This window comes from Streptomyces sp. NPDC002536 (assembly GCF_053594995.1).
In genome coordinates this window covers 28388-50854 of record NZ_JBSFWU010000055.1, presented here as the reverse complement: position 1 = coordinate 50854, position 22467 = coordinate 28388, and the positions used below count along the sequence as shown (strand labels likewise).

The window sequence follows — 22467 nt, the reverse complement described above, 5'->3', positions numbered from 1 at the left end:
GCCCACGCGGCGGAGCCGCATGATGTAACAGCCCCGCGCCCCTGACGGGGCGCCCGGCGCGGGGCGCTCAGTCGATGATGCCCGCAGCCCGCGCCTCGACGAGCCAGTCGGGAAACTCGACCATGAGCTCCTTGTAGAGCTCGTCATGCGTCAGCGCCATCGGCTCACGCCCCGCATGGAAGAACCCCGCATTGTCGACGACACGTCGCCCCGGCACCGGCAGGTCGTCCAGCCGGCGCAGGAACTCGAAGCCCTTGCCCTCCGGGTCGCCGAAGCCGACGAACTGCCAGAAGATCGGCAGGTGCGCGGCCTCGCACAGCGCCTTCTCGGCGGCCGGCTTGCTGTACGGAGCGCCGTCGGTCTGGAAGATGACGAAGGCGGGATCGGTGGCGCCGGACGCCCGGTAGTGGTCGATCACGGCCTTCATGGCCCAGTGGTAGTTGGTGCGGCCCATGTGGCCGTAGGACGCGTGGAGTTCGTTGATCCGGCCCTCGTGGTTCCCGAGGTCGATCTCGGCCGTGCCGTCGACGTCGGTGGAGAAGAAGACGACGGGCACGACGCCGTCGTCGTCGAGGTTGGCCGCGAGTCCGAGTGCCTGCTCGGCGAGGTGCTGGACGCTGCCGTCCTTGTAGTACGGGCGCATCGAGCCGGAGCGGTCGAGGACGAGATAGACGGCCGCCCGCTGTCCCGCGAGGCCCTGCTTGCGCAGCGAGACCCCGGCCGACTTGTAGAGGCTGACCAGCGCGGGGGCCTGCTGCTGCACCTTCTCCAGGCTGACGGCCGCCCCGCCCATGGCCGGTGCGGGCTCCGGGTCCGGGCCGGGGGCCGGCTCGGGGACGGGGTTCGGCGGGGGCGTGGGGACGGGCTCCGGCTGCGGTACGGGCTTGGGCTCCGGCATCGGGGTCGGTGCGGGCTCGGGCTCGGGGACCGGCTCGGGGCGCGGCGGGCCGGGGGTGGGGACCGGGCCGAGCGGTCCGGGGTCCGGAATCGTCGGGTCGGCGGCGCGCTCGGCGGTGGTCTGTGCGGGGACGGTCACGGAACCGGCCGCGGCGCTGTCGGGCCCCGCACTCTGCTGGGGCACGGCCGGTTCGTCTTGGCCCGCCGGTTTGCCCAGGCCGAATGCGTTCCGCAGCAGACTCCGAATGCCCATGGGGAGATGTCCTCTTGGTGTGAAGTGTCTGGTGTGATGGGAAAAGTTCCCCGGTGGTGCGACGCAGTAAGGCTAGCCGTCAACACCCGTCCCGTAGGGCCACACCTGCCCCGCGCGCGTCGCTGTCACACAGACAGCAACAAGCGCCTCACGTGTCATCAGGAATCCAATTGCCGTGGAAACCCAGCGGCACTCGCACCGGAAGGTGCACCCGGGCCACCGGACCCGCCGCGACGTCCTGGGCCGCCAGCACCACCAGATCCGTGGCCGCACGGGCCGGGTCGTAGGCGAAGGACAGCACCCAGCCGTCGTCCTCGGCCGCATCCGCGGCGGCGGGGACGAACACGCCCTCGCCGATGTCACCGCCCGGCGGCATCCGGAACTCCTCGCTCGTTCCGCGCAGGAAGTCATATTTGACGAGTCCGGCGCCAAAGCCGCCCCGGTAGCCGTCCGTTCCCCGGCAGTCCTCCCGCTCGTGCACCGCGTAGGCGTAGCGGTACGGACCGGTCAGCCGCCGCGGGTCGGCCCGCGGGAACTCCACCGCCCGGTCGTCCAGCTGCTGTCGCCGCACGGTTCCGGCGGCCAGGTCGGCCGTCCAGCTCTCCAACTGCCCGCGGTGCTTGTCCGGAGCGCGCCGGCCGCCGTCGAAGAGCCGGTCGTAGCGCACGAGATGGACGGTCACGCACCGCCCGCCGTCGTGCTCGTAGGCGTTCACCGGGTGCAGCACGAAACACGGCTCGATCTCCAGCCAGCGGACGTCCGCGGCCCTGCCCTCCCGCGGCAGTACCCCGAGCCGCGCCGGGCGCCCCGGCTCCCAGGCGTACGGGAAGCCGTTGCGGCTGCGCTCCGGGGCGAGGACCACGGGGAGGTCGTAGAGCAGCACGTGGTGCTCGGTGAGCGAGAAGTCGTGCATCATCGGCCGCCCCGCGACGGGAACGTCGACACGGCGCCGCACACAGCCGTCCGTCCCCACGACCAGGTACTGCACGTACGGCCAGGCCCAGCAGTACGCGACCGCGTGCAGCTCCCCGGTCCGCGGGTCGACGACCGTGTGCGCCGCGAACCCGCCGGGCAGGGTGCCGTGGAAGTCGAACGGGCCGACCGTGAAGAGCTCGGAGTCGATCTCGTAGGGCAGCGCACCGCCCTCGACGAGCGCCAGGCAGTGGCCCGCGAAGAACTGCACGTGGCTGTTGGGCGCGAAGTCCGTCCCCAGATGGCGCGGCCCGTGCAGCAGCTTCTCGCCGAGCCGCCCGGCGACGGCGTCGGAGCGGATCCAGCGGTTGCGGTACCACTCGGCCCGGCCGTTGCGCAGCCGCACTCCGTGGATCATGCCCTCGCCGCTGAACCAGTGGTACGCGGCGGGCTCGTCGACCTGCAGCGGATTGGGCCCGTTGCGCAGGTAGCGCCCGCGCAGCGATTCGGGGAGGCGGCCGGTGACCGGCAGGTCGAAGGCGGTGATCTCGTCGTGCACGGGGGCGAAGAGGCCGCCGAGGCAGGGGTTGGCCGCTCGGTCCGCACCGGTCATGACCCACCGCCTCCCCCGGCCCGCCCCCGCGGCGCCCTCCCGACCACCATCCAGCGGAAGGGGACGTTCTGCCAGCGGCGGCCGCGCTTTCCGGGCTTTTCCGGCAGCGTCCCGCGGTCTTTCGGGGCGGGGAACACCCGGGGAAGCCCAGGACACGGGCAGGACAAGAGCAGGGCAATAAATGCGGGCCGGGCAACCCTCCCGTCCCGTTCCCGACTCTTTATCGGTGACTATTGCCGGACGAACACGAGTACCCACCACAGGGGCAGGGAGTTGAGTCGCACATGGGCCTGACCAGCAGGTCGCTCTTCTACACGGTGACGTTCGGCGCCGTGTTGTGCGTAGCCCTCATGGTGTGGGTGTGGCCGAGGCTGGCCGGGCGCGGAGTGCTGCCCGTCCTGGGACGGCTGGGCTCCATCCTGACCACCCAGTTGGCGATCATGGCGGCCCTGCTGCTCGCGGTGAACTCCTGGGGCCAGTTCTACGGCACCTGGGGCCAGCTCCTCGGCCGCGTCGACAAGGCGCCGGTGAACGTCAACGAGATGACCCAGGGCGCCCCGTACGCGACGGTCGGCGCCTCGAAGGACGGGCTCGTGCAGCCGGCCGGTCCGCAGGGCATCGACAAGGTGGGCGGAATTCCGCGCGGCCCGGCCGAGAAGGAGGGCAAGGTCCAGTCGGTCCGGATCATCGGGCAGAAGTCGCGCGCGATCAATCCCGCTTTCGTCTATCTGCCGCCGCAGTACTTCCAGAAGCAGTACGAGCGCCACCGCTTCCCCGTCATGGTGGTCATCAGCGGATATCCCGGCGGGATCATGAATCTCGCCCAGCACCTCCAGGTGCCGCAGACCGCGGGCACGCTGCTCGCGCAGAACAAGATGCAGCCGACGATCATCGTCATGGTCCGCCCGACCATCGCCCCGCCGCGCGACACCGAGTGCGTCGACGTGCCGGACGGCCCGCAGGCGGAGACCTTCTTCACCAAGGACCTGCCCGACGCGCTGAAGAGCACCTACCGCGTGGGCAACGACCCCAGCGCCTGGGGCGTCCTCGGCTACTCCTCGGGCGGCACCTGCGCCCTGGAGCTCGCGATGCGCCAGCCGGACGTCTACCCCGCGGCCGCCGCGCTCTCCGGCGACTACAAGGTCGGCAGCGACCCCACGACCGGCAAGCTCTTCGGCAGCGGCCCCGACGCCAAGCAGCGCCAGCGCGAACACGACCTGATCTGGCGCCTGGAGAACATGCCGGTGCCGCGGGTGTCGGTGCTCGTCACCAGCAGCAAGAAGGGCGAGAAGAACTTCGGGGAGACCGAGAAGTTCCTGAAGGCGGTCAAGCAGCCGATGACGGCCTCGTCGATCATCCTTCCCGAGGGCAGCCACAACTTCCAGACCTGGCGCCGGGAGATCGGCCCGGCCCTGGAGTGGATGAGCCAGCAGCTCACCTTCCCCCAGGACACCGCCGACAAGCCCAAGCAGTGATCACCGCGGCGGCCCGCCCGTCAGCTGCTCGCCCAGCCATCCGAAGGCCGCCGGGTACAGCGTGATCCACGTCCCGTAGTTGTGGCCGCCGGTCGGCAGCAGCATCGTCTTCAGCCGCACCGGCGACCCGGCCGCCGCCCGCTGGAAGTCCTCGATGTAGCTCGGCGGGCTCTCCCGGTCCTGCCGCGACGTCGCGAGGAACAGCCCCACATCGGCCCTGGTGTGCGCCACCAGCCAGGTGGGGCTGTTGCGCTCCCGCAGCGCCGGGTCGGTCACCGCCCCCCGGTCCCCGTTGAGCGGATCCGGATCCAGCCCGGCGCCGGCCCCGAAGACCTTCGGGTACTGCAGCGGCAGCTTCGCCGCGCACAGGCCCCCCGTCGAAATCCCCAGCAGGCCCCACGACTTCGGCTCGGGCGCCGTCCGGAAGTGGCTGTGCAGCAGCTCCGGCACGTCGGCGGCGAGCCATGTGGCCACCTTGCGCCCGTCCACGTCGGAGCAGTCGGTGTCCACGCCCCCGGGGTTGATGATCGGCGCGGCCAGGATGAACGGCCGCGTCTCCCCGTTCTGCAGCAGCCGCTCGTAGGCGCCCGGCATCCTGCCCTGCTCCATCCACGACTGCGGCGAACCCGGCACCCCGTGCAGCAGCACGACGACCGGGAACGCCGTGCGGCGGTACCGCGGGTCGTCGTACTGCGGCGGGGTCCACACCATGACCTGGCCGGAGAGCCCGGACCGGGAGCCGTGGAAGTACGTCTCCCGCATCCCGTTGTCCCCGCGGATGAACCGGGCCCGCTGCGCGGGCGGGCCCGGCATGGAGACCGGGCCCTTGTCCCCGGAGCGGCCCAGCAGGTCGTCCCAGGAGGCGTAGAGGCCGTAACTGGTGTTGATCCACACGGCGACCACACAGATCGCGGTCGCCTGGCACAGCCCGATCAGCACCACCCGCCCCAGCCAGCGCACCGGCCCGGGGCCGGGGATCCTCGCCCAGAGCAGCAGCGTGGCCAGCACCGTCAGCACGGTCACCGCGAGGAGCAGCGCGAGGAACGCGGTTCCGGTCAGACTCATCCCGCAGACGCTCCCTCGGCTCGGCGGCGGTCGGTTGCGGTGACTGCGCCCGACCATAATCGAGGGACTGTCCGGTTGCCCGGGGTATCGGCCAGCCGTACCCGGACGGGGCCGACGGCCCCGGTCGACAGGGCCTGGTCAGCCCGCGGAACCGCCGTCCGTGGAGTCCAGGATCTCCATGGCGACCTTGAGCAGCGCGGCCCGCCTCGCCTCCGGGTCGCCCGGCATCTCGTCCAGCGTGAAGGTGCCGAAGTGCACGGTCAACAGGGCGCTGGAGAACCGCACGAGGGTCTCCAGGGGCGCGTCGTCGCCGTCCTCCGCGGCGTGCACCAGCTGGGAGACGGCGCCGACCCGCTCCCGCAGCCGAGCGCCGATGTCGAGGTCGCGCAGCGTCGCCTGGTTCTCCTGCAGGATCCGGTACAGCGGTGCGGCGTCGCGCACCGCGACGCTGTAACGGCTCAGCAGCTCGCGCTTGTTCTCCAGCGTGGGCGGCCGCTCGCGGCCCCAGGCGATGAGTTCGTCGACGGGCTCGCCCAGCCGGTCGGAGAGCGCGGTGAGGATGTCCTCCTTGGTCTTGAAGTGGTAGTACAGCGCGGCCTTGGTGACCCCGAGCTCCTCGGCGATCTCCCGGAGCGAGGTCTTCTCGTAGCCGCGCGTCACAAAGAGGCCGAGGGCGGTCTGCTGAATGCGCTCGCGGGTGTCGCTCCTGCGCGCCCGGGGGGTTGTGCCCATGGCCTTCTCTCCTGCTCTCCGTCGCGTCGTCCCGTCGTCCGCTCCCCCCGGCCGGTGAGCCTACTTGACGACCGGTTAGCACCAGGACCGGTTACGTTATGAACGAAACTGGCCGGTCGGCAAGGAGGTTCAGCGGTCCATCGGGTGAGCCCCGCACCCACGCGGGTGCGGAGGACGATGATGACGCAGGAAGCGGCCACCGTGGAGCGGGCTCTGGCGCGATATCGCTGCGGAGAGGGCGGTCCGCGTCATCCGGACGCGCGACGCCGCCGGAATCCCCGCTGTCACCCTTCCGGAGGTACCCCCGCCGCCGGTCCGGCCGCGCCGGCCAGGACGTCCTCGTGGGCCGAGGTGAGCAGCTCGGTCGCGCCGGCCAGCAGGGCCAGCCGCTTCTCCTCCGGGTCGCCGTCCAGCTGTCTGATGGCGAAGGTGCCGAAGTGCAGCGTGAGCAGGGACGTCGCGAAGCGGACCCGGGCGTTCAGCGAGGAGTTCTCCTCCTGGAGGAGGTCCGACAGGGCGGCGACCCGGTCCTTGAAGTCCTGGCCGACGCTGAGTGCGTCGAGCGTCGCCTGGTTCGCTATGAGGATGTCGAACAGCGGCGCCGCATCATGGAAGATGACGCTGCACCGGGCCAGCAGCTCCTGTTTGACGGCCAGTTCGCGCGGTTGCCGTTTTCCCCAGGCGATGAGTTCGTCCATCTTCCTCCCGAGATCCAGGAAGAGGCTGACGAGGATGTCCTCCTTGGTCTTGAAGTGGTAGTAGAGGGCCGCCTTGGTGACACCGAGCTCGTCCGAGATCTCCCGGAGCGCGGTCTTCTCGTATCCCTGCTCGAGGAATAACTTCAGTGCGACGTCCTGGATGCGCTGCCGGGTGTTGCTACGGCGGGGTGTTGTCGTGCTCCCCATCGGCTGTTCCCTTCGCTCGGGAGGGCCGGGGACCGGCCGCTCTTGCCGCTCAGCAGGCAGGCAGCCTAGCCTACTTGACGCCCGGCAAGTCGGTTTCTAGTCTTTCGGGGAACGCTGGCCCGGCGGCAGGTAAGGAAGTTGAACTGCCGTCAGAAGCAGCCAGTGAACTGACCGGAATGCCTGGTTCCGTTTTTCTGGACACAGCACCGCACGACATCTGAGAACAACACTCCGGACCGAGGGGACGGTGCGCGTCACATGGCACGACACCTTGCTGCCGCAGCCGCACACGACATGTACGTGATGGGCCACTACGCGATGGACCCCGGCGTGGTGGCCCCGCAGGTACCGGACGACTCCCTTCCGGACGAGTCCTTCCGGGAGGACGCCCTCCCTGCCGTCTTCGAGGGGCTGAGCGTCCCCATCCGCACGGCCGCCTCGCTGCTGGGCCTCTCCCCCTGGACGGTGGCCCACCTGATAGAACGCGGCGAACTCGTCAGCGAGCGCGGCGGCCAGTACCGCTATGTCACCCTGACCAGCATTTTTTCTTATCGACGACGCACCCGATAAAAGCCGTCGAACGCCTTCGGTCGACAACTCCCCTATTTCCTGGGCCCGCTGGCTCGAATGAGTGAAAGCCCGGAACTTCTCAAATGGGCCGGAGTTAGGCAGAGCGCTTTCTCAATGGGGGCGCTACTCGATCGAAAGGCATAGACGTGCTCAAGAAGGTTCTCGCGACGGCCGCTCTGACGGCGACCGCGGTCGGTACCATGGCCGGCCCCGCCATGGCCGTCGGCAACGACACCGACGTCGCCAACGCGAACGGTGCCAAGACCGGCTACGGCAACACCTCGACGGGCGGCAAGGAAAGCCCGCAGATGAGCCTGATCCAGGGCACGCTGAACAAGCTGTGCATCGGTATCGGCAAGGCCGAGGTCCAGTCCCTCATCGGACTCCTCAACGTCGGTGTCCAGGACGTTCCGATCCTCACGTCGCAGCAGCAGCAGCAGTGCACCGACAACTCCACGATCAACGACGGCGACGACGCGCTGTCGCACCTGGTCGACGAGATCCCGGTTCTCTCGGGCAACGGCTCGGCGAACGGGCACTGACCTTCCGGTCACGGAACAATCCCCCTGTGGCGGGTGTGCGGGACCTGCCACGGGGGGATTTCCGTGTGCCCCGGTCCGGCCGGGCCGGGGAATTCCGTCGAATTGATGCTCATCGGGCCGCGGCGTGGGCCGAACGACTGATGCCGGATAACCTCCGCCGATGCCGTGAGTTAGGCAGAGAGCCACTGGAATTCGTCGACCGGAGCGAAGGAAATATCGTGATCAAGAAGGTTGTGGCCACGGCCGCTCTGGCGGCCTCCGCGGTCGGTGGAGGAGCGGCTCCCGCACTGGCGATCGGCAACGACAGCGATGTCGCCAACGCCAACGGTGCGTACCAGTCCTACGGGAACACCTACACGGGCGGTTACATGAGCCCGCAGATGGGTCTGATCAACGGCTCGTTCAACAAGCCCTGCATCGCCATCGGCAAGCTGGGCGCCCAGTCGCTCGTCGGCCTGGTGGGCATCGGTCTCCAGGACATTCCGATCCTGTCCTCGCAGCAGCAGCAGATGTGCACCGAGAACTCGACGATCAACGATGGCGACGACGCCCTGTCGCACATCCTGGACGACATTCCGATTCTGTCCGGCAACGGTTCGGCCAACGAGGAGGAGCACGAGTTCGGGCACGACTTCGGAATCGGCCGGCACCACCACCACGAAGGACGGCACGGCCACTAGCCGGCCGACACGCTGCCGCAGTGCAGCGCGGAAGCCGCCCCCGGCGACCCCGGGGGCGGCTTCGTCATGTCCCGTGCGGGCTCTCGTGGTAGACGGTGAGCACCGCGCCGCCCACCTCGATGCGCCGGTGGTCGCGGACCTCGCCCTTGCGCAGGGCGTCGAGGCACTTGCGGAACATCCCCATCTCCTCGCCGGTCAGCACCGCGGCCGCCAGGTCGAGCAGTTCGGCGACGCTGCGATCGGTGAGCACATCGGGCAGTTCGCCGGAGAGCAGCACCACGGATTCCCCTGAGCGGCCCCGGACGACGGCATTGGACGTCGAACCGCCACTGACAACGAGCACACGTTCCCCCATCCACCAGAGGGTTCGTGCCACTCACTCGCCTCGGGCAGGTGGAGACGATATCCGTGCGACCGCATGATCCTCGGGCGCTCCGGAATATTCACCGGATTCAGTCGTACCGGGAACCGGAACGGACGCCCCGGGCGTCCGGAACGTCAAGTGCCGCGCGGATATGCGCTGTTGCCCGAATTCTCTCGTACGGCTATTCGTCCTTGGGTTCGCGTTCGAGGAGGGATTCGACGAGTGCGGCCACGTGCCGGCGGTCGTCGGAGGAGAGCCGCTGGACACTGGCGATCAGCAGGTCCACCTCGGGGTCGGGCCGGGACGCGGGGGCCTGCTCCTCCGGGGCGGTGTACAGGTGGATGCCGCAGGCCTCGGCGGCCGCGCGGCGCAGGGTCTCCAGGGGGAGTTCGAGTCCGCGGGAGAGGCCTTCGAGGGTGGCCGGCTGCGGCATGCGCGCCAGGCGCTCGGCCGTGGCCAGGTGGTGCACCGTCGAGCGGGGGATCCCGCCCCGCCGTGCGACCTCCCCGTAGGACCAGCCCTGCCGGTCGAGTCGCTGTCGGATGATCTGCTGCAGTGCGTTGGCCACTGACGGTCGCTTCCTGCTCTCGGCTGGCTCTGGCCCGCTCGGGTGGAACCGATTCTACGGGCGGGGGCCGGCCGCGCCATGGGGGAGGTCTGCCGAACCGCTTGCGCGGAGCCGTGCCGCGCCACTAGTGTCCAATCTCGTTGGACAGCTCGTCCGATCACATCGGACGCAGGCTGGGGGGTCCTGCCTGCGTCCGGGTCGTAACGCCGTGCACCACCATCCCGGAGGGGGACAACCATGCTGGATGTCAACGAGCTCGAGGCCGAGTCCGCCGAACTGCTTCCCGGCCGCGAGGCCCTGGGCAAGCTGAAGTTCGACTTCTTCCGCCAGGACAACTTCACCACCCACATGGCCAACGTCGACGCGCACAACCAGTCGGACGCGGTCAACATCTGCTCGCCGGACGCGGTCGCGCAGTCCGAGGCGATGCAGGGCATCTCCGTCTCGCAGTAGCAACACCCCCAGCCGTACCGGCAGTTCGTTCCGCCACACCAGTTGTAGCACTTCGCACCGACAGAGAGAGGCAAGACCATGAGCATGAACCCGCAGGAGCTCGAGGCCGAGTCCGCCGAACTGCTTCCCGGCCGCGAGGCCCTGGGCAAGCTGAAGTTCAGCTTCCACCGCACCACGCACGTCACCAAGCACATCGCGAACGTCCACGCGCACAACGAGTCGCTCGCGCTCAACAGCGACTCCCCGTTCGCCACGGCCCAGTCCGAGGCGGCGCAGTCGATCTCCATCCACCAGTAGTCCCACCCGCACGACCCACGCATGCGGACCGCGTCCGGGGGAGGGCGCGGTCCGCGAGGGGGGACGCGGTTTCGCCGAGGGGGAGAACACAGATGACGGTGGTCGGAGACCACGACGCCGGCCGCAGCCGCCATCGCACGGGCGACATCGCGACCTTGGGGTTCGGTACCGGATGGCCGGACGTCCTGACAGGGGACGAATCCGGGGCCCCGGTGCCGGGGCCCGGCGGCTTTCCGTACTCCCGGTTGTGGGAGGACGGGGCGGGGGAGACCGCCACCGCGCCGCTGCCCGTACCGCAGCGGCCGCCGCAGACGCAGCCGGCCGGTCCGCTGCCCGGAACACGGGCCGTCGTCCCGCGGCTCAGCGCGGGGCTGCGTCTGCACGGCGAGTACCAGGGATCGGGCTTCACCGAGCCCAAGTACATCGCCCGCCGCGGCGACGGCCAGGTCGTGCAGCTGACCAGGCTGCTGCACCTGACCGCGTCCGCCGTCGACGGCGAGCGGGACACCCATGCCATCGCCCGCCTGGTCAGCGCGGAGTTCGGGCGGGAGGTCAGCGCCGAGAACATCGCCTACCTGGTGGAGAACAAGCTCGACCCGATGGGCATCACCGTGCCCGAGGGGCAGGAGGACGACCGGGCCGGCGGCCCGCGCTCGGACCTGCTGCTCAGTCTCAAGGGCCACACGGTCCTCTTCACCGAACGCCGGGTCGCCGGGATCTCCCGCGCACTGGCCTGGCTGCACCGGCCGCCCGTGGTGGTGCTGGTGCTGCTCGCCGCCGTCGCCATGGACACCTGGCTGTTCGGCTTCTACGGCGCCATGACACCCGTGCTGCACGTCCTGGACCAACCGCTGCTGCTGCTCGCCGTGTTCGGGCTGATCGTGGCGTCGCTCGTCTTCCACGAGTTCGGTCACGCGTCGGCATGCAGATACGGAGGCGCGGACCCCGGCTGCATCGGCTGCGGGCTCTTCCTGATCTGGCCGTCGATGTACACCGACGTCACCGACGTCTACCGGATCGGCCGCGCCGGGCGGATCCGTACCGACCTCGGCGGCGTCTACTTCAACGTCGTCTTCATGCTGGGCCTGACCGGCCTGTACTTCCTCACCGGACAGCCCTTCCTGCTGAGCGCCGTCTACCTCGGCCACTTCGAGGTGCTGGAGCAACTGATGCCCGCCGTCCGGCTGGACGGCTACTTCATCCTCGGCGACCTCGCCGGAGTGCCCGACCTCTACGGCAAGATCAAACCGATCCTGCTGAGCATGGTGCCGGGCCGTCCGGTCGATCCGGCCGTGGCCGACCTCAAGCGCAGCACCCGCGTGATCGTGACCGCCTGGGTCGTCACGATGGTGCCGCTGCTGCTGGGCGACCTCTGCTACGCGCTGTGGAACCTGCCCCGCCTCATCGACACCGGTATCCGGTCGCTCACACAGCAACTCACCGGAACCTTCGAGGCGTTCGCCGACGGGCAGGTGGCCAGCGGACTGGCCGGCGTGCTCGGCAGTCTCATGCTGATCTGCCCGCTCGCCGGCATGACGTACCTGTCCGTCCGGCTCACCGGGCGGCTGGCGCGCAACGCCCTGCGCGCCACGGCCGACCGGATGTGGCTGCGGTTCGTCCTCGCGGCGGCCGTCGCCGGGGTGGCCACGACGCTGGGCTTCGCGTGGTTCAGCGGCGTCACGCCCAAGCCGCTGCCGCCCGCGCCGCCCATTGCACCGATCCTCCAGCCCCACGTGCCCACCGCCCCGCCGGCGGCGGACCGGCCCACCCTGCCCGGCCGCACCCCCGCCGAGGGCCACACCGGCCCCGGCGCGTCCGGCGGCCAGGGCGGTACGGAACCGGTGGTCGTGCCGCTGCCGTGGCGCACGCCGCAGCCGAGCAACCCGGCCGTCGTGCTGCCGCCCCCGAGCCCGGGGACGACGCCCGCGCCGCCCGGACCGAAGCCGGCCCCGACCGGCGTGGCACCGCGGCCGCCCGCCCCCTCGCCCGCCGCCCCGTCGAAGCCGGCGCCCGCGGTCGGCCCGAGCGTGGTCCCGTCGGCCGTGCCGCCGCACCCCAGCGCTCCCGCCTCCGCCCCGGCCGGCGCGACTCCGTCGCCCGGGGGCCCGAAGCCCCCGGCGAGCCCGCCGGCGGTGTCGCCGCCCGCGTCACCCCGGCCCGCTCACTGAGCACCCGTCACCCAGCTCACTGCAACAGGTCATCGAAAAGGAACACGCCCATGTACCGGTCCACACCGCTGTCCCGTTCCGTCCTCCGCCTCGGCCTGATGGCGGCGGGCGTCGCGGCCGCCGCCACCGCCGTGCCCGCCCAGGCGGCCGAGATCACCATGGACAACGTCCGCACCACGGCGAACCACCATCACCACGTGCAGTTCCGCGACAGCTTCACGGTCCACCAGCTCGGCACGGTCGGCACCGCCGCCGTCCGCAACCAGGCCACCGCGACCGGCGCCGGCTGCACCGCCGACGACGCCTGCCGTTCGGTGGCGCTGTCCTTCCAGATCGTCACCCTCGCGGGACAGCACGTCCACCTCAACGCCGTCAACGACGGCACGGCGGTCAACGACCACTGCACCGGCTGCCAGACCCTGGCGGGCGCCTACCAGTTCGTCGTCTCCACCCCCTCGCCGCTCCACCTGAGCGCCGCCACCCGCGGCCGCCTGGCCGACGTCCACCGCAGGCTCGACGCCCTGGGCCGCTCGCAGCTGCCGGCCACCGAGCTGAAGCAGCAGACCGATGCCCTGGCCGCCGAGGTCACCTCGATCCTCAAGGACGCCGTCGCAGCGGCGAACCACCCGGCCGCCCGGGCCGTCACCGTGCACCGGCACCTCGAGGGCTGGCCCGGCCACTGAGCGGTTGCGGGCCCGGCCGGGGACCGTGCGCCATAATCCCGGCCATGGAAGCGGACCGCCGAGTGCAGCTCCCTCCCGAGCTGCACCGGCGGTTGCTCGCCGATGCGGTCGCCGTGGGGGCGTCCTTCCCGCTGGTGCTCACCGGCGGCTATGCGCTGCGGGCGCACGGCCTGGTGGAGCGGCCGGTCCGCGGCCCGGCCCTGGCCACGGGGTCCCCGGCGCCGATGCGGGAGATCGCCGCCGTGCTGCGGGGCGGGCTGCTGGAACGCGGCTGGCGGGTGCGGGACCTGGAGGCCGAACCGCTGTCGGCACGGTTCACGGCGGGCGACCCGGTGACGGACGCGGAGTGCCAGCTGCACGTCCTCAAGGAGACGATGTGGCGCCCGCCGGTCCCCACCGCCTGGGGCCTGGCCCTCGCCGTCGAGGACGTCGTCGGCACCAAGGTGCGCGCCCTCGCCGAGCGGGGCTTCGCGCGGGACCTCGTCGACGTGCACGCCGCCTCGGCCCGCTGGTCCCGGCCCGAGCTGGAGGAGTTCGGCCGACGGCACGCGCGGGACGCCCTCGACCTCGCCGACCTGCGGGACCGGCTCGACCGGGCCGACTGGTACGGCGACGCCGAGTTCGCCGCGTACGGACTGGACGCCGAGGAGAGCGCGGCACTGCGGCGCTGGGCGCAGGAGTGGTCCGACGACATCGGCGAACGCCTCGTCGAGGAGGCGCCCTACGAGGACGACGACACCTCGGAGGCCCCGGAAGGGTGACAATCCCGGCTTCCTCGGCAAATGCGTGGAAGATGGGCGGAACTGTGGTCACAGGCGTGGCAAGGACGGCCACACCAGGTTCCGGGAGCGCGGCGCATGTCCAATACGCAACAGACCCCTGCCCAGGCATCCAAGGGGGAGCGGCTCGCGGACTGGGTCGACGGCCGGGTCGGGCTGTACTCACTCGCCAAGGCCAATCTGCGGAAGATCTTTCCCGACCACTGGTCCTTCATGCTGGGCGAGGTCGCGCTCTACTCGTTCATCGTCATCATCGTGACCGGCGTCTATCTGACGCTGTTCTTCAAGCCCAGCATGAACGAGGTCGTCTACCACGGCCGGTACGTCCCGCTGAACGGCATCAGGATGTCCAGCGCGTACGAGTCGACGCTCGACATCAGCTTCGACGTCCGCGGCGGACTGCTGCTCCGTCAGCTGCACCACTGGGCCGCGCTGGTGTTCATCATGGCGATGCTCGTCCACATGATGCGCGTCTTCTTCACCGGCGCGTTCCGCAAGCCCCGCGAACTCAACTGGCTGTTCGGCGCAAGCCTGTTGATCCTCGGCATGTTCGACGGCTTCATGGGCTATTCGCTGCCCGACGACCTGCTCTCCGGCACGGGCGTCCGGTTCATGGAGGGCGCGATCCTGTCCCTGCCGATCATCGGCACCTATCTGGTGTTCTTCATCTTCGGCGGCGAATACCCGGGCCACATCTGGATCCCGCGGATGTTCACCGTCCACGTGCTGCTGATCCCCGGCATCATGGCGGCCGCCCTGGCGGCCCACCTGATCCTGGTCTTCTACCACAAGCACACGCAGGGAATTCACGCCGGACGGAAGAACGACAACGTCGTGGGCATGCCGCTGATGCCGGTCTACATGGCCAAGGCGGGCGGCTTCTTCTTCCTGGTCAGCGGCATCATCTCGGTCTTCGCGGGCTTCGCGCAGATCAACCCGATCTGGGCGTACGGCCCGTACCGGCCGGACATGGTGACCACCGACGCCCAGCCCGACTGGTACATGGGCTTCTCCGAGGGCCTGATCCGCATCATGCCCGGCTGGGAGATCAATTTCCTGGGCCACACACTCGTGCTCGGTGTCCTCATCCCGTTGCTCGTCTTCCCCACGATCTTCCTGGCGATCTGGTGCTATCCCTTCTTCGAGGCCTGGGTCACCGGGGACAAGCGCGAGCACCACATCGCCGAACGCCCCCGCAACAACCCGGTGCGCACCGGATTCGGCGCCGCCTGGATCTCCCTGTACGTCCTGCTGCTGGTGGGCGGCGGCAACGACATCTTCGCGGTGCACTTCCACCTGTCGATCAACGTGATCACCTGGGTGGTCCGCATCGGCTTCTTCGTGCTCCCCGCCCTGGTCTTCGCGATCACCCGGAGATGGTGTCTCGGCCTGCAGCGCCGCGACCGCGAAAAGGTGCTGCACGGACGGGAGTCGGGCGTCATCACGCGGTACCCGCACGGCGAATACGTCGAGATCCACGAGCCGTTGTCGCAGGAGGGGCTCTACACGCTCACCGCCCACGAGCAGTACGCGCCCTGGCAACTGCCGCCCGCGGTCGACGAGAACGGCAACCCGCGCAAGCTCTCCTGGGCCCAGCGCCTGCGCGCCCGCCTGTCCGATGCGTACTTCGGCGAGATGGGCCAGATCCCCAAGCCGACCGCGCAGGAGTACCAGGAGATCGCCGCGGCCCACGAGCACCACGCCGTCGCCAAGGTCGGCGAGGGCAGCCACTGACCCGGCCGCCCGTTTCCTTCCGGTGAGACGTCCGGTCCGCCGCGGCTCCTATCCGTACGGCCTGCTGGTCCCCGTGGTGCGCGTCGCCACGGGGACGGCGGCCGAGGAGGTCCGCGCCTTCCTCGACCTGTGCGGGATCCGTTCCACCACGGCCCCCTGCCCCCGCCGCCGGCGCTCGCCGTGGCGGCTGCAGGTGCTGGTGTTCGCGAAGGACGCGGGCCGGGCCCGGCAGTTGGTCAACGAGTGGACGCTGCCGGCCGGGCCGGGGTGAGCCGTCCGCATCCGTGGTAGCCGTCAACGCCCCTGTACTGCAGTCGCAGTAGCCCAAGTGTCTGCGGACGCGCGACGACACGCTCCGAGCGGAACGGCACGGTGGACGCCAAGGACGTCGCACCGTTTGGAAGGACCGCTTCGTGAGCGACATACAGCCCGTCACCGCACTGCAGCCTGTGACGCGGACGTGCCCGTTCGACCCGCCGCCGGAGTACCGGACGTTCCGGGAAGAGGCCCCGGTCGCACAGGTGACCTTTCCGGACGGGGCGACCGGCTGGCTGGTCACGCGGTACGCGGACATCCGCACGGTGCTCGCCGATCCGCGGTTCAGCTCCCGGCGGCGCGTACTGCGGGCGGGTGTCACCCCGGCCGAGGACGGTTCGGTGCCGCCGCACGCGCCGGGATGGTTCATCTTCATGGACGCGCCGGAGCACACCCGCTTCCGCCGGCTGCTCAGCGGCCGGTTCACCGTGCGCCGGATGCGGGAGCTGACGCCCGCCGTGGAGCGGATCGTCGCCGAGCACCTGGACGCGATGGCCGCCGCGGAGGGCCCGGTCGACCTCGTCCAGGCGTTTGCGCTGCCGATTCCCTCCCTGGTCATCTGCGAACTGCTCGGCGTGCCGTACGAGGACCGCGAGGAGTTCCAGCGGAACTCGGCCATGCTGCTCACGATCGACGCGAGCGCGGAGGAGGTGCAGCAGGCGCAGGCGGCGATGAACCGGTACTTCCACGAACTGGTCGCCGCCAAGCGCGCCGAACCCGGCGACGACATCCTCAGCTCTCTGGTGCACTCCGGCGACCTCACCGACGAGGAACTCGCCGGTGTCGGCACGCTGTTGCTGATCGCCGGGCACGAGACGACCGCCAACATGATCGCGCTCGCCACCCTCTGTCTGCTGCGCCACCCCGACCAGCTGGCCGCCCTGCGGGCGGACCCGTCGCTGATGGACGGCGCCGTCGAGGAGTTGCTGCGCTACCTCAGCGTCATCCAGTACGGCACGCGCCGCACGGCGCTGGAGGACGTGGAGCTGGACGGCCGCCTGATCCCGGCGGGCAGTCTCGTCGTCGCCGCGCTGCCGTCGGGCAACCGCGACGAGGACCGATTCCCGGAGTGCCCCGGGAAGTTGGACGTCGGCAGGGGGACCGGCCCGCACCTCGCCTTCGGCCACGGCATCCACCAGTGCCTCGGCCAGCAGCTGGCGCGGGTGGAGATGAAGGCGGCGCTGTCGGCCCTGTTCGAGCGGTTCCCGGCGCTGCGTCTCGCGGTGCCGCCGGAGGAGGTGCCGATGCGCGACGAAATGATCGTCTACGGCGTCCACGAGCTGCCCGTCACCTGGTAACCACGCAGGAACCACGCAGGGAGTTTCGCCATGAAGATCACCATCGACGAGGACAAGTGCTGCGGCGCCGGACAGTGCGTGCTGGCCGCCGGTGACGTCTTCGACCAGCGCGACGAGGACGGCGTGGTCGTCCTGCTCGACCCCGCCCCGCCGCAGGAACTGCTGGCCCGGGTCCAGGACGCCGCCGCCCTGTGTCCCGCGCTGGCGATATCGGTGGACGCATAGTGCCCGCCCTGGACCGCATCGTCGTGGTGGGCGCGTCGGCCGCCGGGCTCACCGCGGCCGACACCCTCCGCCGCGAGGGCTTCACCGGCACGCTGACCGTGGTCGGGGACGAGCCCCACCCCCCGTACGACCGGCCGCCGCTGTCCAAGCACGTGCTGGCGGGTGCCTGGGAGCCCGACAGAACCACATTGCGCACCGGGCTACAACCGCTGGGGCTGCGGCTGGAGTTGGGACGCCGGGCCACCGGAGCGGACCCGGTGGCCCGGACCGTCACCCTCGACGGCGGGGAGCGGCTGCCCTACGACGGACTGATCGTCGCCACCGGACTGCGCCCCCGCCGCCTGCCGTTCGGCCACGACCTGGCCGGGGTGCACGTGCTGCGCACCCTCGACGACGCCCTCACGCTGCGCGCCCGGCTGCCGGCCGGGCCGCGCGTGGTGGTGATCGGTGCCGGATTCCTCGGCAGCGAGATCGCCGCGACCGCGCGCGGCCTCGGGCTCGACGTCACGCTCGTCGACATCGCGCCCACCCCGCTGGCCGCCCAAGTCGGCCCGTACGTCGGGGAGATGGTGGCCGGGCTGCACCGCGACCACGGCGTCCGGCTCCGCATGGGGCGCGGCGTCTCCCGGCTCGTCGGTGAGGACGGGCGGGTCCGTGCGGTGGTGCTCGACGACGGCACCCGGCTCGACGCCGACGTCGTCGTGGTCGCGATCGGCTCGGTGCCCGCCGTCGACTGGCTGGCCGGCTCCGGGATCCCGGTCGGGGACGGGGTGCTGTGCGACGCCGCCTGCCGGGCGGCACCCGGCGTCTACGCGGCCGGGGACGTCGCCAACTGGCCGCACCCCGCTGTCGGCCGCCGCGTCCGGCTCGAACAGCGCACCAACGCGACCCAACAGGCCGTCGCCGCCGCCAGGAACCTCCTGGCCGGTCCGGACGGCGCGGAGCCCTACGCGCCGGTGCCGTTCGGGTGGACCGACCAGTACGACGCGAGGATCCAGATCCACGGGTGGTGTCCGGCCGGCGCCCGCGTCGACGTCGTCGAGGGCGATCCCCGGGACCGGAAGTTCGTCGCGCTCTACCGCGCGGGCGGGCGGGTGGTCGGTGCGCTCGGGTGGAACAGTGCGCGGGCGCTGCGCGCGTACCGCAAGCGGGTGGGCGTGCGCGTACACGTACCGTGAAGGAGTGCAGGTGATCGCGCAGTGCCGGACCTGGCCGGGAGACCTGGCCGTCGCGGCCGTCTGCTTCGCCCTGGCCACCCCGGTGGCGGTGGCCACCGCCTACTACCACGGGGCCTCGCCCACGGGGTACATCGGCGGGCTGGCGGCGGCCTGCCTGCCGCTGCTCGCCCGCAGGCTCCGGCCGGGTCCGGTGGTCGCGGCCACTTTGGCCGTCAACCTCGTCCAGATCGGCTGGCTCGCCTTCCCCGGACCGTCGCCCGCCGCCACCGGAGTCGCGCTCTACACCTTGGCGTTGCGCACCGGCCGCCGCACCGCGTGGGGTGTCGGCGCCTGGTCGACCGCGCTGCTCCTCGCCGCCTCCGTGATCCACAACCCGGGTCTGGACAGTCTCTGGCAGCACCTGGCCATCGTCGCGGGGCTGGCCCTGGCGGTGGCCGGCGGTGACGCCGCGCGCAGTCGCTCCCGGCTGCTCGCCTCCGCCGTGGAACGTGCCGAACGCGCCGAACGCACCCGGGAGGAGGAGGCCCGCCGCCGGGTCACCGAGGAGCGCCTGCGCATCGCCCGTGAACTGCACGACGTCGTCGCGCACCACATCACGCTGGTCAACGCCCAAGCGGGCGTGGCACATCACCTGATGGGATCCGACCCCGACCACGCCTACCAGGCTCTCGAACGCATCCGCGACACCAGCCGGACGGCCCTGGACGAGCTGCGCGCCACCGTGGGGGTGCTCCGGAACGGCGAGGCCGCCGAGGCGCCGCGCGAACCCGCACCCGCTCTCGACGACCTCGGCCGTCTGCTGGACTCCTTCCGCCACAGCGGCCTCGACATCGCCCTGGAACGCACCGGCCGGCCCGCGGAGCTCGCGTCCATCACCGACCTGGCGGCCTACCGGATCGTCCAGGAGGCGCTCACCAACACCCGCAAGCACGCCGGTCCCGTCGCGGCGCGGGTCCGCCTGGAGTACCGCACGGACGTCCTGCGCATCACGGTCGAGGACGACGGGCCCGCCGGTACGGGCGGAGGGGGCACCGGCACCGGCCACGGGATGATCGGGATGCACGAGCGGGCCAAGGCCGCGGGCGGCACCTTCACCGCCGGGCCACGTCCCGGCGGCGGCTTCCGCATCACCGCCGACCTGCCGCTGAACTCCGGCCGAAAGGGCTGACCATGACCATCCGCGTCCTGCTCGCCGACGACCAGGCCCTGTTGCGCGGCACGTTCCGGATGCTCATTGACTCCACCCCCGGCATGGAGGTCGTCGCCGAGGCCGCGACGGGACGCCGGGCCGTCGAACTCGCCCGCAGCCGGCGCGTCGACGTCGTGCTGATGGACATCCGGATGCCCGACCTCGACGGGCTCGCCGCGACCAGGCTCATCACCGAGGACGAGGACCTCGCGGGCGTCAAGATCCTCGTGCTCACCACCTTCGAGAACGACGAGTACGTCGCCGAGGCCCTCCGTGCCGGCGCGAGCGGCTTTCTGGGCAAGGGCATCAACCCCGGTGAACTGCTGGACGCCATCAGGGTCGTGGCGGCCGGCGACGCGCTGCTGTCACCGGCCGCCACCAAGGCCCTGATCGCCCGCTTCCTGTCCCAGCCCGCCGCCCCCGACCCCGGGAGCACGCCGCAACTGGCCGCCCTCACCCCGCGGGAGCGGGAGGTGGTCGCCCTCGTCGCCACGGGCCTGTCCAACGACGGGATCGCCGAGCGGCTCCATGTCACGCCGCTCACCGCCAAGACCCATGTGAACCGCGCGATGGCCAAACTCGGCGCCCGCGACCGCGCCCAACTCGTCGTCACCGCCTACCGGACGGGGCTGGTCCGGGTCTGACGAAACCGGTGTTCCGGGACGGCCCGGTGCCGCGATCATGGACCGGTCACGGACCCGACACCGACAAGGAGCCCCCTTGCCCATGCCTGCCGACCCGACGGTCCTCCATCCGATGCCCGGGCAGCCGCGGGTGGTGCTGCTCAAGCCGCTGGTGAAGTCCCCGCTGATCGAGGTCGGGGAGTACTCCTACTACGACGACCCGGACGATGCGACGGCGTTCGAGACGCGCAACGTGCTCTACCACTACGGTCCGGAGAAGCTGATCATCGGCAGGTTCTGCGCGCTGGGCACGGGCGTGCGCTTCATCATGAACGGCGCCAACCACCGCATGGACGGCCCCTCGACGTTCCCCTTCCCGACCATGGGCGGCTCCTGGTCCGAGCACTTCGACCTGCTCACCGGCCTGCCCAACCGGGGCGACACCGTCGTCGGCAACGACGTCTGGTTCGGCCACGGCACGACCGTCATGCCCGGCGTGCGCATCGGACACGGCGCGATCATCGCCACCGGCGCCGTGGTCACCGGTGACGTGCCCGACTACGGCATCGTCGGCGGCAACCCGGCCCGCCTCGTCCGCACCCGCTACAACGACCGGGACATCGCCCGGCTGTTGGCGGTGGCCTGGTGGGACTGGCCCGCGGAGCACATCACCGAGCACGTGCGGACGATCATGTCGGGCAGCATCGCCGACCTGGAGGCCGCCGCCCCGTGACAGGGCGGGGAAACGCGAAACCCCAGGTCATTCGACCTGGGGTTGCTGTAGAGAGCGGGCGACGAGAATCGAACTCGCGCTCTGAGCTTGGGAAGCTCATGTTCTACCATTAAACTACGCCCGCGTGAGGACGCCCTCAGGGCGTCGCATCGTCGCACACTCTACCCCATCGAAGGCCCCCGGTGCACTGGTCCGGGTGGCCTTCCTGTCGTGTGAGGGGCCTGTGCGGGGGGTGGGGACGCGGGCGTGGGGCGCGGGAGTTGGGGCGTACCGTGGGGTGCTCGAGCCGGTCGGGGGGCGCCGGGAGTGCCGCGTGCCGGTGCGTCGGAGAGATCCCTTAATGTGGCTTTTGTCTTCACAACATTGGGGAAAGGGAGCTCGATGGAGCGCACCGTGGTCCGTTGTGCCGAAGGGCACGTGTTCAGCACCGCTTCGTTCCCGATGCAGAACCTCGGAGCCGGCCGGATCGGCCCGGGACGGCTGCTGCGCTGCCCCCGCTGCGCCCGGCTGCGGCACTCCGTACCGGTGGCGTCCGAGAAGCGCTGAGTGCACGCGGGCCCGGTCCGATCGAGGACCGGGCCCGCTCGCATTCTCCGGTTGTCCGGCTTCTTGCGTATCCTCGACCCGTGCTTCTCTCAGACAAGGACATCCGGACCGAGATCGACGCCGGCCGCGTGCGGATCGATCCGTACGACGAATCGATGGTGCAGCCGTCGAGCATCGACGTGCGCCTCGACCGCTACTTCCGGGTGTTCGAGAACCACCGGTACCCCCACATCGACCCCGCCGTCGAGCAGGCGGACCTCACCCGTGAGGTCGTGCCGGACGGTGACGAGGCCTTCATCCTGCACCCCGGTGAGTTCGTGCTCGCCTCGACGTACGAGGTCATCACGCTCCCCAGCGACATCGCCTCCCGCCTGGAGGGCAAGTCCAGCCTCGGCCGCCTCGGCCTGCTGACGCACTCCACGGCCGGCTTCATCGACCCGGGCTTCTCGGGTCACGTGACGCTGGAGCTGTCGAACATGGCCACCCTGCCGATCAAGCTGTGGCCGGGGATGAAGATCGGGCAGCTGTGCATGTTCCGGCTGACCTCCCCCGTCGAGCACCCGTACGGGTCCGCGAAGCACGGCTCCCGCTACCAGGGCCAGCGCGGGCCGACGCCCTCGCGCTCCTTCCAGAATTTCCATCGCACGCAGGTCTGAGAGCAGCAACGACA

25 protein-coding genes, 1 tRNA gene and 1 pseudogene are annotated in these 22467 nt (G+C 70.7%); 19 read left to right on the top strand and 8 right to left on the bottom strand.

Translation table 11 applies throughout. The features are described from left to right. Positions 1-67 precede the first annotated feature (67 nt). Together ACWD4B_RS20840 and ACWD4B_RS20835 are read right to left on the bottom strand one after the other, a co-directional pair. Positions 68-1081 (bottom strand): vWA domain-containing protein, encoded by a 1014-nt coding sequence (locus ACWD4B_RS20840; RefSeq protein WP_451422129.1) that lies wholly within the window; start codon positions 1079-1081, stop codon positions 68-70. A gap of 217 nt (positions 1082-1298) precedes the next feature. Continuing rightward, a complete protein-coding gene (locus ACWD4B_RS20835; protein ID WP_451422128.1) occupies positions 1299-2675 on the bottom strand; it encodes a carotenoid oxygenase family protein in 1377 nt (458 codons plus the stop codon). 284 nt (positions 2676-2959) lie between these two features. Between ACWD4B_RS20835 and ACWD4B_RS20830 the strand changes: the two genes are divergently transcribed. After that, entirely contained in the window at positions 2960-4150 is a 1191-nt protein-coding gene (locus tag ACWD4B_RS20830; protein ID WP_451422127.1) for an alpha/beta hydrolase, read from the top strand. Here ACWD4B_RS20830 and ACWD4B_RS20825 read toward each other — a convergent pair whose 3' ends face one another. The 3 genes from ACWD4B_RS20825 to ACWD4B_RS20815 all read right to left on the bottom strand — a co-directional run bounded on the left by ACWD4B_RS20825 (position 4151) and on the right by ACWD4B_RS20815 (position 6852). Beyond that, entirely contained in the window at positions 4151-5215 is a 1065-nt protein-coding gene (locus tag ACWD4B_RS20825; protein WP_451422126.1) for an alpha/beta hydrolase, read from the bottom strand. 138 nt (positions 5216-5353) lie between these two features. Beyond that, positions 5354-5947 carry a TetR/AcrR family transcriptional regulator gene (locus ACWD4B_RS20820; protein WP_451422125.1) on the bottom strand — a complete coding sequence of 198 codons (594 nt, stop codon included), beginning with the start codon at positions 5945-5947 and terminating at the stop codon, positions 5354-5356. Positions 5948-6231: 284 nt separating this feature from the next. Beyond that, the gene (locus tag ACWD4B_RS20815; RefSeq protein ID WP_451422124.1) at positions 6232-6852 is read right to left on the bottom strand and encodes a TetR/AcrR family transcriptional regulator; all 621 of its coding nucleotides are present in this window, start codon (positions 6850-6852) and stop codon (positions 6232-6234) included. A gap of 258 nt (positions 6853-7110) precedes the next feature. Between ACWD4B_RS20815 and ACWD4B_RS20810 the strand changes: the two genes are divergently transcribed. The 3 genes and pseudogenes from ACWD4B_RS20810 to ACWD4B_RS20800 form a co-directional block, all read left to right on the top strand. Next, entirely contained in the window at positions 7111-7422 is a 312-nt protein-coding gene (locus ACWD4B_RS20810; protein WP_336410208.1) for a hypothetical protein, read from the top strand. A 146-nt stretch (positions 7423-7568) separates the two neighbouring features. After that, on the top strand, positions 7569-7964 hold the full coding sequence (locus ACWD4B_RS20805) for a rodlin (RefSeq protein WP_451422123.1): 396 nt from the start codon (positions 7569-7571) through the stop codon (positions 7962-7964). 218 nt (positions 7965-8182) lie between these two features. After that, positions 8183-8569 (top strand): annotated as a pseudogene (locus tag ACWD4B_RS20800) (rodlin); the annotation flags it as partial. A gap of 139 nt (positions 8570-8708) precedes the next feature. Here ACWD4B_RS20800 and ACWD4B_RS20795 read toward each other — a convergent pair. Then, a complete protein-coding gene (locus ACWD4B_RS20795) occupies positions 8709-8999 on the bottom strand; it encodes a hypothetical protein (RefSeq protein ID WP_451422122.1) in 291 nt (96 codons plus the stop codon). A 190-nt stretch (positions 9000-9189) separates the two neighbouring features. After that, the gene (locus ACWD4B_RS20790) at positions 9190-9576 is read right to left on the bottom strand and encodes a helix-turn-helix domain-containing protein (protein WP_451422121.1); all 387 of its coding nucleotides are present in this window, start codon (positions 9574-9576) and stop codon (positions 9190-9192) included. A gap of 237 nt (positions 9577-9813) precedes the next feature. On the opposite strand from ACWD4B_RS20790, the gene ACWD4B_RS20785 reads away from it, so the two are divergent. The 13 genes from ACWD4B_RS20785 to ACWD4B_RS20725 all read left to right on the top strand — a co-directional run bounded on the left by ACWD4B_RS20785 (position 9814) and on the right by ACWD4B_RS20725 (position 21251). Then, positions 9814-10029: a hypothetical protein gene (locus ACWD4B_RS20785; protein ID WP_451422120.1), complete on the top strand. Its 216-nt coding sequence runs from the start codon at positions 9814-9816 to the stop codon at positions 10027-10029. A 78-nt stretch (positions 10030-10107) separates the two neighbouring features. Beyond that, positions 10108-10326, top strand: a complete 219-nt coding sequence (locus tag ACWD4B_RS20780) for a hypothetical protein (protein ID WP_451422119.1) — start codon at positions 10108-10110, stop codon at positions 10324-10326. A 92-nt stretch (positions 10327-10418) separates the two neighbouring features. Continuing rightward, entirely contained in the window at positions 10419-12494 is a 2076-nt protein-coding gene (locus tag ACWD4B_RS20775) for a hypothetical protein (RefSeq protein WP_451422118.1), read from the top strand. Between the two features lie 50 nt (positions 12495-12544). Continuing rightward, entirely contained in the window at positions 12545-13177 is a 633-nt protein-coding gene (locus ACWD4B_RS20770; RefSeq protein WP_451422117.1) for a hypothetical protein, read from the top strand. Between the two features lie 44 nt (positions 13178-13221). Beyond that, entirely contained in the window at positions 13222-13938 is a 717-nt protein-coding gene (locus ACWD4B_RS20765; protein ID WP_451422116.1) for a nucleotidyl transferase AbiEii/AbiGii toxin family protein, read from the top strand. Between the two features lie 96 nt (positions 13939-14034). Then, on the top strand, positions 14035-15690 hold the full coding sequence (gene qcrB, locus ACWD4B_RS20760; RefSeq protein WP_451422115.1) for a cytochrome bc1 complex cytochrome b subunit: 1656 nt from the start codon (positions 14035-14037) through the stop codon (positions 15688-15690). Positions 15691-15712: 22 nt separating this feature from the next. Continuing rightward, complete coding sequence (locus ACWD4B_RS20755) at positions 15713-15961, top strand: hypothetical protein (RefSeq protein ID WP_336410198.1); 249 nt, start codon at positions 15713-15715, stop codon at positions 15959-15961. Positions 15962-16103: 142 nt separating this feature from the next. Beyond that, positions 16104-17303, top strand: a complete 1200-nt coding sequence (locus ACWD4B_RS20750; RefSeq protein ID WP_451422114.1) for a cytochrome P450 — start codon at positions 16104-16106, stop codon at positions 17301-17303. Positions 17304-17333: 30 nt separating this feature from the next. Then, complete coding sequence (locus ACWD4B_RS20745) at positions 17334-17528, top strand: ferredoxin (protein ID WP_451422113.1); 195 nt, start codon at positions 17334-17336, stop codon at positions 17526-17528. Between the two features lie 8 nt (positions 17529-17536). Next, positions 17537-18706 carry an NAD(P)/FAD-dependent oxidoreductase gene (locus tag ACWD4B_RS20740; RefSeq protein ID WP_451422131.1) on the top strand — a complete coding sequence of 390 codons (1170 nt, stop codon included), beginning with the start codon at positions 17537-17539 and terminating at the stop codon, positions 18704-18706. A 10-nt stretch (positions 18707-18716) separates the two neighbouring features. Next, positions 18717-19874 (top strand): sensor histidine kinase, encoded by a 1158-nt coding sequence (locus ACWD4B_RS20735; protein WP_451422112.1) that lies wholly within the window; start codon positions 18717-18719, stop codon positions 19872-19874. A 2-nt stretch (positions 19875-19876) separates the two neighbouring features. Next, positions 19877-20539 carry a response regulator gene (locus ACWD4B_RS20730; protein ID WP_451422111.1) on the top strand — a complete coding sequence of 221 codons (663 nt, stop codon included), beginning with the start codon at positions 19877-19879 and terminating at the stop codon, positions 20537-20539. A gap of 82 nt (positions 20540-20621) precedes the next feature. Then, on the top strand, positions 20622-21251 hold the full coding sequence (locus ACWD4B_RS20725) for a CatB-related O-acetyltransferase (protein ID WP_451422110.1): 630 nt from the start codon (positions 20622-20624) through the stop codon (positions 21249-21251). A gap of 53 nt (positions 21252-21304) precedes the next feature. Here ACWD4B_RS20725 and ACWD4B_RS20720 read toward each other — a convergent pair. Then, a tRNA-Gly gene (locus tag ACWD4B_RS20720) sits at positions 21305-21375 on the bottom strand. Positions 21376-21632: 257 nt separating this feature from the next. On the opposite strand from ACWD4B_RS20720, the gene ACWD4B_RS20715 reads away from it, so the two are divergent. Further along, positions 21633-21797, top strand: a complete 165-nt coding sequence (locus ACWD4B_RS20715; RefSeq protein WP_336410187.1) for a hypothetical protein — start codon at positions 21633-21635, stop codon at positions 21795-21797. 80 nt (positions 21798-21877) lie between these two features. After that, positions 21878-22453 (top strand): dCTP deaminase, encoded by a 576-nt coding sequence (dcd, locus tag ACWD4B_RS20710; protein ID WP_336410186.1) that lies wholly within the window; start codon positions 21878-21880, stop codon positions 22451-22453. Positions 22454-22467 lie beyond the last annotated feature (14 nt).